The organism is Streptomyces sp. NPDC086519 (assembly GCF_040686075.1).
GTDB lineage: Bacteria > Actinomycetota > Actinomycetes > Streptomycetales > Streptomycetaceae > Streptomyces > Streptomyces shenzhenensis.
The window spans coordinates 1-14,585 of the sequence record NZ_JBFBJL010000057.1; the positions used below are offsets into that span (position 1 = coordinate 1).

12 protein-coding genes are annotated in these 14,585 nt (G+C 70.9%); 2 read left to right on the forward strand and 10 right to left on the reverse strand.

From position 1 onward, the window contains the following. Window positions 1–163: 163 nt before the first annotated feature. The 5 genes from AB0P24_RS36890 to AB0P24_RS36910 form a co-directional block, all read right to left on the reverse strand. Window positions 164–295: a hypothetical protein gene (locus tag AB0P24_RS36890; protein ID WP_086025501.1), complete on the reverse strand. Its 132-nt coding sequence runs from the start codon at window positions 293–295 to the stop codon at window positions 164–166. Between the two features lie 362 nt (window positions 296–657). Further along, a complete protein-coding gene (locus tag AB0P24_RS36895) occupies window positions 658–1,953 on the reverse strand; it encodes a globin domain-containing protein (protein WP_365801813.1) in 1,296 nt (431 codons plus the stop codon). Continuing rightward, window positions 1,950–2,186, reverse strand: coding sequence for a hypothetical protein (locus AB0P24_RS36900; protein WP_365801816.1), 237 nt, complete (start codon window positions 2,184–2,186; stop codon window positions 1,950–1,952). The genes AB0P24_RS36895 and AB0P24_RS36900 overlap by 4 nt, the downstream gene beginning before the upstream one ends. A 305-nt stretch (window positions 2,187–2,491) precedes the next feature. After that, entirely contained in the window at window positions 2,492–4,123 is a 1,632-nt protein-coding gene (gene pruA / locus AB0P24_RS36905) for an L-glutamate gamma-semialdehyde dehydrogenase (RefSeq protein WP_365801818.1), read from the reverse strand. A gap of 38 nt (window positions 4,124–4,161) precedes the next feature. Next, window positions 4,162–5,088: a proline dehydrogenase family protein gene (locus tag AB0P24_RS36910; protein ID WP_365801820.1), complete on the reverse strand. Its 927-nt coding sequence runs from the start codon at window positions 5,086–5,088 to the stop codon at window positions 4,162–4,164. 142 nt (window positions 5,089–5,230) lie between these two features. Between AB0P24_RS36910 and AB0P24_RS36915 the strand changes: the two genes are divergently transcribed. After that, complete coding sequence (locus AB0P24_RS36915) at window positions 5,231–6,526, forward strand: helix-turn-helix domain-containing protein (protein WP_365801822.1); 1,296 nt, start codon at window positions 5,231–5,233, stop codon at window positions 6,524–6,526. Between the two features lie 65 nt (window positions 6,527–6,591). Here the strand turns inward: AB0P24_RS36915 and AB0P24_RS36920 are convergent, their stop codons facing one another. Next, window positions 6,592–7,167: a TetR/AcrR family transcriptional regulator gene (locus AB0P24_RS36920; RefSeq protein WP_365801824.1), complete on the reverse strand. Its 576-nt coding sequence runs from the start codon at window positions 7,165–7,167 to the stop codon at window positions 6,592–6,594. Window positions 7,168–7,264: 97 nt separating this feature from the next. Here AB0P24_RS36920 and AB0P24_RS36925 point away from each other — a divergent pair, with 97 nt between their 5' ends. Then, window positions 7,265–8,779 (forward strand): MFS transporter, encoded by a 1,515-nt coding sequence (locus AB0P24_RS36925; RefSeq protein WP_365801826.1) that lies wholly within the window; start codon window positions 7,265–7,267, stop codon window positions 8,777–8,779. Window positions 8,780–8,887: 108 nt separating this feature from the next. On the opposite strand, the gene serA is transcribed toward AB0P24_RS36925, so the two are convergent. From serA to AB0P24_RS36945, 4 genes are all read right to left on the reverse strand, one after another. Next, window positions 8,888–10,477, reverse strand: a complete 1,590-nt coding sequence (gene serA / locus AB0P24_RS36930; protein ID WP_365801828.1) for a phosphoglycerate dehydrogenase — start codon at window positions 10,475–10,477, stop codon at window positions 8,888–8,890. A 228-nt stretch (window positions 10,478–10,705) separates the two neighbouring features. Next, window positions 10,706–11,704 (reverse strand): ketol-acid reductoisomerase, encoded by a 999-nt coding sequence (gene ilvC, locus AB0P24_RS36935; RefSeq protein ID WP_351961305.1) that lies wholly within the window; start codon window positions 11,702–11,704, stop codon window positions 10,706–10,708. 141 nt (window positions 11,705–11,845) lie between these two features. Continuing rightward, window positions 11,846–12,370: an acetolactate synthase small subunit gene (ilvN, locus tag AB0P24_RS36940; protein WP_365801830.1), complete on the reverse strand. Its 525-nt coding sequence runs from the start codon at window positions 12,368–12,370 to the stop codon at window positions 11,846–11,848. 20 nt (window positions 12,371–12,390) lie between these two features. Next, complete coding sequence (locus tag AB0P24_RS36945) at window positions 12,391–14,241, reverse strand: acetolactate synthase large subunit (RefSeq protein WP_365801832.1); 1,851 nt, start codon at window positions 14,239–14,241, stop codon at window positions 12,391–12,393. Between the last annotated feature and the right edge of the window lie 344 nt (window positions 14,242–14,585).

The following is a 14,585-nucleotide window of genomic DNA, read 5'->3' on the forward strand; positions in this document are numbered from 1 at the left end:
AAACCCCCTTATAAAAACCACTTTGCCCCCCCCCCCCCTTCTTCCCACCCCCGCTGGGTGGGGCGGGGCTGCCCCGCCCGCCCCCCACCCCGTGCGGGTGCGGCTCCCGTCAAGGGGGTGTAAACACGTGTTGCCGACGGCGTGTCAACGGCTCGTCAGCGGCTCAGTGGCCGGTCTGGCCGCCGTTGTCACGGCGGTCGAGGGCGCGCTGGAGGGCGGCGGCGGCGTTCTTGCGGTCGGACTCGCTCGTGCGGGACACGTGGCGGACGCGGCGGCGGACGGTCGTCTCGGCCATGGAAATCGACTCCTTCGGCATACCTGGAGTACGGCAGGGGGATACGAGACGCCGGAAGGGGCGGGGAGCGGCGCCGCAGGGGTTGCCTGCACGGGGCCCGGCTCACGACCGCCATTCGCTTGATCTAGCGAGACGTTCGGCTCCTACAAAAGTAAGGGAGCGGCCCGGTTCTGTCTGCACAATTACTCGGACTTCCTACTATCTGAGACGGCGGACGCGCCGCGGAGCCATGAACCGGGACTTTTCGGGAGCCAGTGGTCAGGGGCAGGGACAAGGAGCCGTACCGGCCTCGAAGGCCATGAACCCGGCCGGGTTCCGCACGGCCTGCGCGCGGGGAGCGGTACGACGGCCGTCCCGCACGGTCAGGCGCCCGCGGGCCACGGACCAGGCGGCGCGGGAATCCCGGCGGCCACCGGATCGTGGTGGATGCGGTCCGCGCGGAGCCCCAGGCCGGCCAGGAGCCGCACGGTGGTGGTGACCAGGCCGGACGGGCCGCTGACGTAGGCCGTATGCCCCCTGAAGTCGCCATGCCCGGCCAGCGCCTCGGCGATCGGCGGGTGCTCGGACATGCCGGGGTCGTTGTCGATCACGGGCACCACCCGCAGCCAGGTGCAGCGGCTCTGAAGCCGGGCCAGGGCCGGCGCATCGTACAGATCATCGGCGGTGCGGGCGCCGAGGAACAGGTGGGCGCGGCGGCCCGACGGGCGCCGTGCGGCCAGGTCCTCCAGCAGGGCCCTGGCGGTGGCCCAGCCGGTGCCGCCGGCCACGACGAGGACGTCGGACGTGATGTCGGCGTCCAGCGTGGTCGTCCCCTGCGCGGGTCCCAGGCGCAACGTTTCACCGACGCCGGTCCGTGTCACGAGGGCGTCACTCACCCCGTCCGGGCCGGTACGCCGGACGTGGAATTCCAGTTCGCCGTCCGGGCCCGGGGCGCCGGCCAGCGAGTACGGGCGCCAGGTGTGCGGCAGGAGGGGGGTCTGCAGGGTCGCGTACTGACCTGGGCGGTACGGGTACGGTTCGCCGGGGCGGACGCGCAGCACCGCGAGATCCGGGCGGCGCCGCTGGTGGTCGACGACCGTGCCGCTCCAGGACGCCGGTTCGGCCAGCGCCCCGGCGGCTCCGTCCACCATGGCGGCGGCGGCGAACCGCACCATGCGCACCCACGCCCGCTCCACGTCCACGCCCAGCCGGCCACCCGCACTGCGGTGCAGCGCCTCGACAAGGGCCTCCTCGAACACCCGGTAGTGCACGGGCAGCACGCCGAGTTTGCGGTGGTCACGGCCGAGCCGCGTGCAGAAGGCGGTCACGTCGGCGGGGCGGTGCAGGTTCTCGATCAGGTACCAGAGCGCCCGTTCCAGGTGGGTCTGCTGGAACTCCATGGACTGCGGGAACAGCTTCCGCAGATACGGATGCCGGCCGAACATGGCCTCGTAGAGGTGGGCGATGAGCCGGTCGAACGGCGCGGCCTGAGCCAGGTTCAGGGTGATGACCTCCTGGTCGGCGGCCCCGTCGTAGGCGCCGGCCGAGCGGGTGTCGTGGCCGGGCACGGGTGCGAAGGACGTGGAGGCACCTCCCGCGCGCGGGGCGGGGGCGAGCAGGCGATCGCGCAGGCGCATGGCTTCCCGGCGGGCGAGCAGCGCGTGGTAGTCGTCGGTCATGCGTGGACCTTTCTCACGCGGGTACCGCATGCCCCGCTGTTCGTGCAGCCGCCGGCCGCGGTCGCGTGCGCCCGGGACTTCGCCCCGCGGGCGCGGTACCAGGCGATACCGGACGTCGGCCCGGCCGTCAGCAGCCGGGCCGCCCCCGCCCGGGAATCCCGGGCGAAGGACGGCACGGCGGCACCCGCGGCCAGGAGGCGGGCGCCTGCGACGGCGACGGCTCGGCGGAACATCGGCGCCCTCCTGCCGGCTCTCGTGGTGCGTGCGCCATGACCGTTACCGATGCCGAACGGCCACTCGCGACGACATGTCCGCGGTCCCGTCGTCGGCACCGTCGGGAGGAGGCCGGAGACCGCATCCGCATCTCATCACCGAGCGACGGCGCACCGGCAGTGCCGACAGGCCCTCTGCGGCAGGGACTTTGGGCCCTGTTGGAAACCGGCGCGCCGTGCAGTCGGCCGGTGCCTCGACCGGCGGACGGACGTGCGGGCCCGCTCGCGGGCCGGGCTTCCCGGCCCCTGGTCGGGCCGGCCGAAGGTCAGCCCATGTGCGGGTACGCGTAGTCGGTCGGCGGGACCAGGGTCTCCTTGATCGCGCGGGTCAGGGTCCAGCGCAGCAGGTTCTGCGGGGCGCCGGCCTTGTCGTTGGTGCCGGAGGCGCGGCCGCCGCCGAAGGGCTGCTGGCCGACGACGGCGCCGGTCGACTTGTCGTTGATGTAGAAGTTGCCGGCCGCGTAGCGCAGCTTCTCCATCGTGTACGCCGCCGCGGCGCGGTCGTTGGAGATGACCGAACCGGTCAGCGCGTAGTCGGACACCGACTCCATCTGCGTCAGCATCTCGTCGTACTTGTCGTCCTCGTAGACGTGTACGGCGAGGAACGGGCCGAAGTACTCGGTGCGGAAGACCTCGTTCTCCGGGTCGCTGCAGACCACGACCGTCGGGCGGACGAAGTAGCCCACCGAGTCGTCGTAGGAGCCGCCCGCGACGATCTCGCAGGACGGGTCGGTCTTCGCGCGGTCGATCGCGGCCTTGTTCTTGGCGAAGGCACGCTCGTCGATCACGGCGCCGATGAAGTTCGACAGGTCGGTGACGTCACCCATGGTCAGGTAGTCGACCTCGGCGGCGAACTCCTCACGGAAGCCGCTGTTCCAGATGGACGCGGGGAGGTACGCGCGGGAGGTCGCCGAGCACTTCTGGCCCTGGTACTCGAAGGCACCGCGGGTGAGTGCCGTCTTGAGGACGGCCCGGTCGGCGCTCGGGTGGGCGACGAGGAAGTCCTTGCCGCCCGTCTCGCCGACCAGGCGCGGGTACGAGCGGTACTTCTCGATGTTTTCGCCGACCGTCTTCCACAGGTACTGGAAGGTCTTGGTGGAGCCGGTGAAGTGGATGCCGGCCAGGTCCCGGTGGACCAGCGCGACCTTCGACACCTCGATGCCGTCGCCGGTGACGAGGTTGATGACGCCCTTGGGCAGACCCGCCTCCTCCAGCAGCCGCATGAGCAGGACGGCCGCGTGGGTCTGGGTCGGGGACGGCTTCCAGACCACGACGTTGCCCATGAGGGCGGGAGCCGTCGGCAGGTTGCCGGCGATCGCGCTGAAGTTGAACGGCGTGATCGCGTAGACGAAGCCCTCCAGCGGGCGGTGGTCGAGGCGGTTCCAGACGCCCGGGGAGTTGGCCGGGGGCTGCTCGGCGAGGATCTGACGGGCGTAGTGGACGTTGAACCGCCAGAAGTCGACCAGCTCGCAGGGCGAGTCGATCTCGGCCTGCTGGGCGGTCTTGGACTGGCCGAGCATGGTGGAGGCGGCGATGGTCTCGCGCCAGGGACCGGCGAGCAGTTCGGCGGCGCGCAGGATGATCGCGGCGCGGTCGTCGAAGGACATCGCACGCCAGGCGGGCGCGGCGGCGAGGGCCGCGTCGATCGCGTCCTGGGCGTCCTGCCGGGTGGCGTGCCGGCCGGTGCCGATGACGGCCTTGTGGTTGTGCGGCTGGACGACCTGGAAGGGCTCGCCGCCGCCGAGGCGCTTCTCGCCGCCGATGGTCATCGGCAGCTCGATGGGGTTCTCGGCGAGCTCCTTGAGCTTCGCCTCCAGGCGGGTGCGCTCGGCGGAGCCGGGGGCGTAGCCGTGCACCGGCTCGTTGACGGGGGTGGGGACCTGGGTCACAGCGTCCATGGGATCCGTAGCTCCTTGTACGTGAGCGGGTGTTGGGCTCAGCCCTTGCTGACCATCGAGCGGAGGAAGAAACTCAGGTTCGCCGGCTTCTCCGCAAGCCTGCGCATGAAGTAGCCGTACCAGTCGGTGCCGTAGGCGGTGTAGACGCGCATCCGGTGGCCCTCGGCGGCCAGGCGCAGGTGCTCGTCGCCGCGGATGCCGTACAGCATCTGGAACTCGTACTCGTCGGGCTTGCGGCCGGCGCGCCGGGCGAGTTCCTGGGCGATGGAGATGAGGCGCGGGTCGTGGGAGCCGACCATCGGGTACCCCGCGCCCTCCATCAGGGTCTTCAGGATCCGCACGTACGCCTTGTCGATCTCGTGCTTGCGCTGGTAGGCGACCTCGGCGGGCTCCTTGTAGGCGCCCTTGACCAGCCGGACCCGGCTGCCCGCGGCGGCGAGGCGCCGGGCGTCGGCCTCGGTGCGGAAGAGGTAGGCCTGGATGACGCAGCCGGTCTGCGGGAAGTCCTTCCGCAGCTCCTCGTGGATGGCGAACATCGAGTCGAGGGTGGTGTGGTCCTCGGCGTCGAGGGTGACGGTCGTACCGATGGCGGCGGCGGCCTCGACGACGGGGCGGACGTTTTCGAGCGCCAGCTCGTGGCCCCTGTCCAGCGCCTGCCCGAACATGGACAGCTTGACCGACATCTCGACCCGCTCGCCGAGGCCCAGCTCGCGCAGCCGGTCGATCAGCGCGAGATAGGCGTCCCGGGCGGCGGCCGCCTGCTCAGGGGTCGTGATGTCCTCCCCGACGACGTCCATCGTCAGCTCCAGGCCGCGGCCCGTGAGCTCCTCGATGACCGGGACGATGTCAGCGACCGACTCCCCGGGGATGAAGCGGTCGACGACCTGCTTCGTCACCGGGGCCGCCGAGATCAGACGTCGCATCCGGTCGCTGCGCGAAGCGGCGAGAATCACGGGACCCAGCACGGGGCACCTCCACAGCACATGCCAGACAGGCCGCGATCCGACGATTTGGATACGGCACGGGGAACCACCGTGAAAGTTAAGGATCCCTCCGATCCTGGGCCATCGACAGCTGTCACGCATCCGTGCCGCGGATCTCAGACAGATGTATGAAGGCGGCCGTGAATTGCGGGAGAATGCCCGGGTGACGTCGGAATTCAAGGGTGACTACCAGGAGCTGGTCGACGAGATCTCGGAGCTGCTGGGCGTCCCGGCGACCCTGGAGAACCGCGACTTCGAGCTGATCGCCTTCGGCGCGTACGACAGTGAGGGCGACCTCGATCCGTCGGCGCTGGACCCGGTCCGCACCCGCTCGATCCTGACCCGGCGCTCCACGGCGGCGGTCCGCACCTGGTTCGAGGGCTTCGGCATCGCCCGGGCGGCCGCACCGGTCCGGATCCCGCCGACCCCGGAGGCCGGGGTGTACCGGGGGCGGATCTGTCTGCCGGTACGCCATCGGGGTGTCGTCCTCGGCTACGTCTGGCTGCTCGACTCCGAGCCGGGCCCGACCGACGCCCAACTGGCCGCCGCCATGGGGGTGGCCGGGCGGCTCGGGGCGCTGCTCGCGGACGAGGCGCAGGCGGGGGCGGGGCTGGGCCGGGAGCTGCGGGCGGTGCTGGTCGCGGAGGGCGGCTGGCAGCGGGAGATGGCGGTGGCCGAACTCCGCACCGCCCTCGGGGTCCGCGCGGACGGCCCGCACACCCTGGTCTGTGTCGCCCCCTGGCCGTCCGCCGCCCCGGACGACGTCCCCTCCCCGCGCACGGTCCCGCACGCCACCGCGCTGTGCGCCCTGCCCTGGGGAGCCGCCGGCCACAGCCTCGCCGTGCTGGTCCGGCTGCGCAGCACGGACACGGCCACCCCCGCCCTGACGGCCGCCGCCCGGCTGCTCAAGGAGGCGGAGGAGGCCCGGTCAGCGGCCGCCCGGGGTGCCGGGGCGCGGACGCCGGCGGTGGCCGCGGGGTTCGCGGGACCGGTCCCGGCGGTGCGGGACTGCGCGGTGGGCGTGGGCGAGGCCCGGGTCGGACTGGCGGAGCTGGGCGCGGTCTGGCAGGAGGCGTCGGCGGCCGCCCGGGCCGCGCTGGCGGAGCCGCGGTTCGGGCCGGTCGCGCGGTGGGCGGACATCGGCCCGTACCGCCTGCTGACCGCGCTGCCGCCCCCGGCGTCCCCCGACCGGGCCGTGGCCCCGCTGCTCACCCCGGCCCACCACGAACTGGCCCGTACCGCCGAGGTCTACCTCGACCACGCGGGCCAGGCGGGCCGCACGGCCACCGCGCTCGGCATCCACCGGCAGACCCTGTACTACCGCCTCTCCCGGGTCGAACAGCTCACCGGCCTCGACCTGGACGACGGCGAGGACCGGCTGCTGCTGCACATGGCACTGAAGAGGGCCCGGCTCGCCTGAGGTGTGCCGCGCCGGTCGCGACGGAACCGGCGAGGTGGTCCGGATGCCGGTCGCGCGGGCCCGCGTCAGCTCCGGGTCGCGGCCTCGACGATCTGGCGCAGCCCCTCGGTGAGCGCGTCGCCGTCGGGGGCGGTCTTCGGGTCGAAGGTCCACTGCGAGATGAGGCCGGACATCAGGGTCATGTAGAAGCGGCCCAGGGTGTCGGCGGTCTCGTCGGAGACCTCCTCCTCGGGTACGCCCATCAGCAGCGAGGTCAGCCCCCGGCCGCCCTCGCGCTGGGCGCGCGCCAGATGGTCGCGCACCTCCGGCATCTGGTCGCCCATCGACACGATCTCCACGCTGAGCCGCCACATCGAGCCGGGCCCGCGCATGCTGTCGACGATGTTCGACCACACCTCCCGGAACCGCTCCAGCGAGCCCGGGGCGCCGGTGAGCCCGCCGTCGCCGCCCTCGAAGGACATCTCCTCCACCAGCGCGATGTAGGCCCGGGCGAGCAGCGCGTCCTTGGAGCCGTAGTGGTAGCCGATCGAGGCGAGGTTGGTCCCCGACTCCCTGACGATGTCGCGCGCCGTCGTCCGCGCGAACCCCTTCTCCAGCAGGCAGCGCTTGGCGCCGTCCAGCAGATCCTCACGGTGTCCCATGCGGACCACCCTACCCGGGATCCATACAACCGTCCTAGACGGACGACTTATACAAGCGTTCTAGACAAGCGTTTAATACGCTCGTATATTCCCTGGCATGACGAACCCGACGAGCACGAACACACCACCGACCACCACGGCTCTGGCCGGGCGCCGCGAATGGACCGCGCTCGGCGTGCTGATGCTTCCGCTGCTCCTGGTCTCGATGGACGTCTCGGTCCTCTACTTCGCTCTCCCCGCGATCGGCGCGGATCTGGCGCCGAGCGGCACCCAGCAGCTGTGGATCCTCGACGTCTACGGCTTCGTCCTGGCCGGCCTGCTGATGACGATGGGCGCGCTGGGCGACCGCATCGGCCGCCGCCGGCTGCTGCTCGCGGGGGCCGCGGCCTTCGGCGGCGCCTCGCTCCTCGCCGCGTACGCGGACAGCGCCGGGACCCTGATCGCCGCCCGCGCGATCCTCGGCATCGGCGGCGCGACCCTGATGCCGTCGACGATGGCCCTGCTGCGCACGATGTTCAGCGACCCCGGCCAGCGCGCGAAGGCGATCGGCCTGTGGTCCGGAGTGATGACGGGCGGGATCGCGCTCGGCTCGGTGATGAGCGGGATCCTCGTCGAGCACTTCTGGTGGGGCTCGGTCTTCCTGGTCAACCTGCCCGCGATGGCCCTGCTCCTGGCCGTCGGGCCGTTCCTGCTCCCGGAGTCCAGGAACCCCTCCCCCGGCCGCTTCGACTGGCTGAGCGTCCCGCTCTCGATGGCCGCCGTGCTCCCCGTCGTCTACGGCGTCAAGGAGATCCCCTCCGAGGGCTGGCACCCGCTCTACGTCGTCTCCCTCACCGTCGGCCTGCTGTTCGCCGCGCTCTTCGTCCACCGCCAGCGCACCACCGGCTCCCCGCTGATCCCGCCCGCCCTGCTCAGGGGGCACGGTTTCACCCCGGCGCTGGTCCTGAACCTGGTCGCCGCACTCGCGATGATGGGCTCGGCGATCTTCACCACGCAGTACCTTCAGTCGGTCCTCGGGATGAGCCCGCTGGCGGCAGCGCTGTGGAGTCTGCTGCCCTCGGTGTTCATCGGGGCCGCGGGGCCGGTCACGGCGCAGCTGGTGCAGCGGGGCGCCGACCGGGGGTACGTGGTCGCCGGCGGCTTCGCGGCCATGGCGGCCGGGTTCGTCCTGCTCACTCTGGTCGGCACCGACTCGCTGTGGCTGGTGCTGACCGGGGCCGGTGTCCTCGCCTGCGGGATGGTCGCGATCATGTCCCAGCTGACCGACCTCGCGATGACCGCGGCGCCGGTGGAACGGGCCGGGACGGCGTCCTCGCTGCTGGAGACGGCCACGGAGTTCGGCGGCGCGCTCGGCATGGCGGTGCTGGGCTCGATCGGTACGGCGGTCTACCGCCACGAGATGCCGGCCACGGCCCCGGCCGAGTCCCGCGAGACGCTGGGCGGCGCGCTGGCCACGGCGGGCCGGCTGCCGGGGCCCGCGGGAGAGGCCCTGACCCGCACCGCCCGGGAGGCGTTCACCAGCGGGATGCAGGGGGCGGCCGTCGCGGGGGCGGTACTGCTGGTGCTGGCGGCGGTGGGGGCGGGGGTGACGCTGCGAAAGTCCGCTGAGTAGGGCCACACGCAAACGCCGGACGGGCCGGTTTCCCGGCCCGTCCGGCGTTCGAGGACATGACGCGAGCCTTCCGGCCCACCGAGTCGGGTGGGCCGGAAGGCAGGAAAATCAGACCAGGTTCACCGAGCGAGCCGACGTCGCCCCGATCTCCGCCGCGACCTCGGCCAGCACACCCGGCGCCACCGTGTCATCGACCGTGAGAACAGCGAGCGCCTCGCCACCGGCCGCCGCGCGAGCGACCTGCATACCGGCGATGTTGATGCCGGCCTCCCCGAGGATGCGGCCCACGGTGCCGACCACGCCCGGCCGGTCCTCGTAGCGCAGCACCAGCAGGTGGTCGGCGATCGCGAGATCGACGTCGTACTCGCCGACCGCGACGATCTTCTGCACGTTCTTCGGGCCGGCCAGCGTGCCGGAGACCGCGACCTCCTCGCCGCCCGCCAGGGTGCCGCGCACGGTGACGACGTTGCGGTGGTCGGCCGACTCCGAGCTGGTCGTCAGCCGTACCTCGACACCGCGCTCCTGCGCGAACAGCGGGGCGTTGACGTACGACACCGTCTCGTCGACGACGTCCTCGAAGACACCCTTGAGCGCGGACAGCTCCAGCACCTTCACGTCGTGCTGGGTGATCTCGCCGTAGACCTCGACGTCGAGGCGGACCGCGACCTCACCGGCGAGCGCGGTGAAGATACGGCCCAGGCGCTCGGCGAGGGGCAGGCCCGGCTTGACGTCCTCGGCGATGACACCGCCCTGGACGTTCACCGCGTCCGGGACCAGCTCGCCGGCGAGGGCGAGGCGGACGGACCTGGCGACCGCGATGCCCGCCTTCTCCTGGGCCTCGTCGGTGGAGGCGCCGAGGTGCGGGGTGCAGACGACCTGGTCGAGCTCGAAGAGCGGGGAGTCGGTGCACGGCTCCTTGGCGTAGACGTCGAGGCCGGCGCCGGCGACCCGGCCCTCCTTGAGCGCCGCGTACAGCGCCTCCTCGTCGACGATGCCACCGCGCGCGGCGTTGACGATCCGCACCGACGGCTTGACCTTGCGCAGCGCCTCGTCGCCGATCAGACCGACCGTCTCGGGGGTCTTCGGGAGGTGCACGGTGATGAAGTCGGCGACTTCGAGCAGCTCGTCCAGCGACAGCACCTTGACGCCCATCTGCGCGGCGCGGGCGGGCTGGATGTAGGGGTCGTAGGCCACGACCTTCATGCCGAAGGCGGACATGCGCTGCGCGACCAGGGCGCCGATGCGGCCGAGGCCGACGACACCGAGGGTCTTCTCGGCGAGCTCGACGCCGGTGTACTTGCTGCGCTTCCACTCGCCGTTCTTCAGCGCGGAGTTGGCCTGCGGGATGTGGCGGGCGCTGGAGATGAGCAGACCGCAGGCCAGTTCGGCGGCGGTCACGATGTTGGAGGTCGGGGCGTTGACGACCATCACGCCGGCCTTGGTGGCGGCGGAGACGTCGACGTTGTCCAGGCCGACGCCGGCCCGGGCCACGACCTTCAGCTTCTTGGCGGCGGCGATGGCCTCGGCGTCGACCTTGGTGGCGGAGCGGATCAGGATCGCGTCCACGTCGGCGATGGCGGGGAGCAGCTCGGCTCGGTCTGCTCCGTTGGCGTGCCGGATCTCGAAGTCCGGGCCCAGCGCGTCGACGGTGGCGGGCGACAGCTCTTCAGCGATGAGTACGACAGGTTTCGAGCTCACGTGAGTCCTCACATGTCCAATGCGGACGGCCGTCCCGACGGCCGCAGGCGGTGGAGGTTGGCTAGCCGCGTGGAGACGCACGACGCTGTGGGCCTGACGCGTATGTAGTACCGCAGTGTAGTGGCGTGGCGGAGGTCGTCCTGCGCCTCGGCGGAAGGATCACCCGTCTGGGATTCGACGGGACGGACAACAGGGCCGGGGCACCGCCCCGGCCCTGTCACCTGGGGCTCACGCGTCTTCGTTCACCCAGGACATCAGCTTGCGCAGCTGCTTGCCGGTGGTCTCCAGCAGGTGCTCGGAGTCCTGCTTCTTGTACTCGTTGTACTTCTTCAGACCGCCGTGGTACTCGTCCATCCAGTTGCGGGCGAAGGTGCCGTCCTGGATCTCGGCGAGGACCTGCTTCATCTCGGCCTTGGTGGCGTCGGTGATGATCCGCGGGCCGGTGACGTAGTCGCCCCACTCGGCGGTCTCGGAGACCGACCAGCGCATCTTCTCCAGGCCGCCCTCGTACATCAGGTCGACGATGAGCTTCAGCTCGTGCAGGCACTCGAAGTAGGCGATCTCCGGCTGGTAACCGGCCTCGACCAGGGTCTCGAAACCGGCCTTGACCAGGGCGGAGGTACCACCGCAGAGGACGGCCTGCTCACCGAACAGGTCGGTCTCGGTCTCCTCGGTGAAGGTCGTCTTGATGACGCCGGCGCGAGTGCCGCCGATGCCCTTCGCGTACGACAGCGCCAGCGCGAAGCCGTTACCCGTGGCGTCCTGCTCGACGGCCACGATGCACGGCACGCCGCGGCCCTCCTCGTACTGACGGCGCACCAGGTGGCCCGGGCCCTTCGGGGCGACCATGCACACGTCGACGCCGGCCGGGGGCTTGATGAAGCCGTAGCGGATGTTCAGGCCGTGGCCGAAGAACAGCGCGTCGCCGTCGTTCAGGTTCGGGGCGATGGACTCCTCGTAGACCTGGGCCTGGATCGGGTCCGGGACCAGGATCATGATGACGTCGGCCTCGGCGGCGGCCTCGGACGGGGTCACCACGCGCAGTCCCTGCTCCTCGGCCTTCGCCTTGGACTTGGAGCCCTCGTGCAGACCGACACGCACGTCGACGCCCGAGTCGCGCAGCGACAGGGCGTGGGCGTGACCCTGGCTGCCGTAGCCGATGACCGCGACCTTGCGGCCCTGGATGATGGACAGGTCGGCGTCGGCGTCGTAGAACAGCTCGGCCACTTTGGGTTCTCTCCTTGGTGTGCAGGTGTTGCGTCCCACCGTATGACGGCGGGCGGAAGGGAAGTCTCGGGGTCTCGGCATACGGGCGGCCGGCGCGCCGGGGGGGACCGTCGGCCGCTCGTGTCGAGTCTTGCTCAAGCCTTACGCAGATCGGTCGAGGGCGCGCAGCGACCGGTCGGTGATCGAACGGGCCCCGCGCCCGATCGCGATGGTGCCGGACTGCACCAGTTCCTTGATGCCGAACGGCTCCAGCATCTTGAGCATCGCGGTCAGCTTCTCGCTGCTGCCGGTCGCCTCGACGGTGACGGCCTCCGGGGAGACGTCCACGGTCTTGGCGCGGAACAGCTGGACGATCTCGACGATCTGGGAGCGCGTCTCGTTGTCGGCGCGCACCTTCACCAGAACGAGTTCCCGCTGAACGGCCGCACCCGGCTCCAGTTCGACGATCTTGAGCACCTCGACGAGCTTGTTGAGCTGCTTGGTGACCTGCTCCAGCGGCAGCGCGTCGACGCTCACCACGATCGTGATGCGGGAGATGTCGGCGTGCTCGGTGACGCCGACGGCGAGCGAGTCGATGTTGAAGCCGCGGCGCGAGAACAGGGCCGCGATCCGGGCGAGGATGCCCGGCTTGTTCTCCACCAGGACGGAGAGCGTGTGCTTGGACATGTCTTCTGCGTCTTCCTCGCTCAGTCGTCTTCGTTGTCGCCGAAGTCGGGGCGGACGTCCCGGGCGGCCATGATCTCGTCGTTGGAGGTGCCGGCGGCGACCATCGGCCACACCATGGCGTCCTCGTGGACGATGAAGTCCACGACGACGGGGCGGTCGTTGATGGAGTTCGCCTCCTCGATGACCTTGTCGAGGTCGTCCGGGGACTCGCAGCGGATGGCGTGGCAGCCCATGGCCTCCGACAGCTTGACGAAGTCGGGGACCCGGGTGCCGCGGGCGTCCGGGTTGACGTCGTCGGGCCCGGAGTGCAGCACCGTGTTGGAGTACCGCTGGTTGTAGAAGAGGGTCTGCCACTGGCGGACCATCCCGAGCGCGCCGTTGTTGATGATGGCGACCTTGATCGGGATGTTGTTCAGGGCGCAGGTGGTCAGTTCCTGGTTGGTCATCTGGAAGCAGCCGTCGCCGTCGATCGCCCAGACCGTCTGGCCGGGGACACCGGCCTTGGCGCCCATGGCGGCCGGCACCGCGTAGCCCATGGTTCCGGCGCCGCCGGAGTTCAGCCAGGTGGCGGGCTTCTCGTACTGCACGTAGTGCGCGGCCCACATCTGGTGCTGGCCGACGCCCGCCGCGAAGATCGTGCCCTGCGGGGCGAGCTGCCCGATGCGCTCGATGACCTGCTGCGGCGAGAGCGAACCGTTGTCGGGCAGGTCGTAGCCCAGCGGGTAGGTCTCGCGCCAGCGGCTGAGGTCCTTCCACCAGGCGGTGTAGTCGCCCTGGTGGCCCTCGCTGTGCTCCTTCTGCACCGCCTGGATCAGGTCGGCGATGACCTCGCGGGCGTCGCCGACGATCGGCACGTCGGCGACGCGGTTCTTGCCGATCTCCGCGGGGTCGATGTCGGCGTGGACGATCTTCGCGTACGGGGCGAAGCTGTCCAGCTTGCCGGTGACGCGGTCGTCGAAGCGGGCTCCGAGGGCGACGATCAGGTCGGCCTTCTGCAGCGCGGTGACGGCGGTGACCGCACCGTGCATGCCCGGCATTCCCACGTGCAGCGGGTGGCTGTCGGGGAACGCGCCGAGCGCCATCAGGGTGGTGGTGACGGGCGCTCCGGTGAGTTCGGCGAGGACCTTCAGCTCGGCGGTGGCGCCGGCCTTGATCACGCCGCCGCCGACGTAGAGGACGGGCCGCTTCGCGGAAGTGATCAGCTTGGCGGCCTCGCGGATCTGCTTGGCGTGCGGCTTGGTCACCGGGCGGTAGCCGGGCAGGTCCATGACCGGCGGCCAGGAGAAGGTGGTCTTCGCCTGGAGGGCGTCCTTGGCGATGTCGACCAGGACCGGGCCGGGGCGGCCGGTGGAGGCGATGTGGAACGCCTGCGCGATCACCCGGGGGATGTCCTCGGCCTTGGTGACCAGGAAGTTGTGCTTGGTGATCGGCATGGTGATGCCGACGATGTCCGCCTCCTGGAAGGCGTCCGTGCCGATCGAGGAGGACGCGACCTGCCCGGTGATCGCCACGAGCGGCACCGAGTCCATGTGCGCGTCCGCGATCGGCGTCACCAGGTTCGTCGCACCCGGGCCGCTCGTCGCCATGCAGACGCCGACCCTGCCGGTGGCCTGCGCGTAGCCGGTGGCCGCGTGCCCGGCGCCCTGCTCGTGCCGGCACAGGACGTGGCGCACCCGGGTGGAGTCCATCAGCGGGTCGTAGGCCGGCAGGATCGCGCCGCCGGGGATGCCGAATACCGTGTCAGCGCCGACCTCCTCAAGCGAGCGGATGAGGGACTTCGCACCCGTGACGTGCTCGACGGGGGCGGACTGCTGTCCTCCGGAACGGGGCCGCGGCTGCGGATGGTGGGCCCCGGTGGCCTGCTCGGTCATCGGCATTCTCTTCTCGATGCTGAGGGTTTTCGCGAGGTTCGTACGGATTTTCGCTGCCGTACGTCTGGTGCTGGTGCAACAAAAAACCCCTCGTGCCGAAAGGCAAGCGAGGGGAGCGCGCCGGTGTGGTCGCTGGGGTTTCCGGAGTCCTCTCCGGTGGGTCCCAGCTCAGCCGACGCGCTGTCCAAGTACGAGAATTCGGGTGCGCATGGAACTGACCCTCCCTCCGACGCGCACCACGTGTCAAGCCCGTGGGACAGGAGTCTCATTATGTGAGCGTAGGGCACTTCCGCCGCCGAGTGCGGCGGGCACGCCCGCGGGCACCCCCCTGGTATACACCCCTG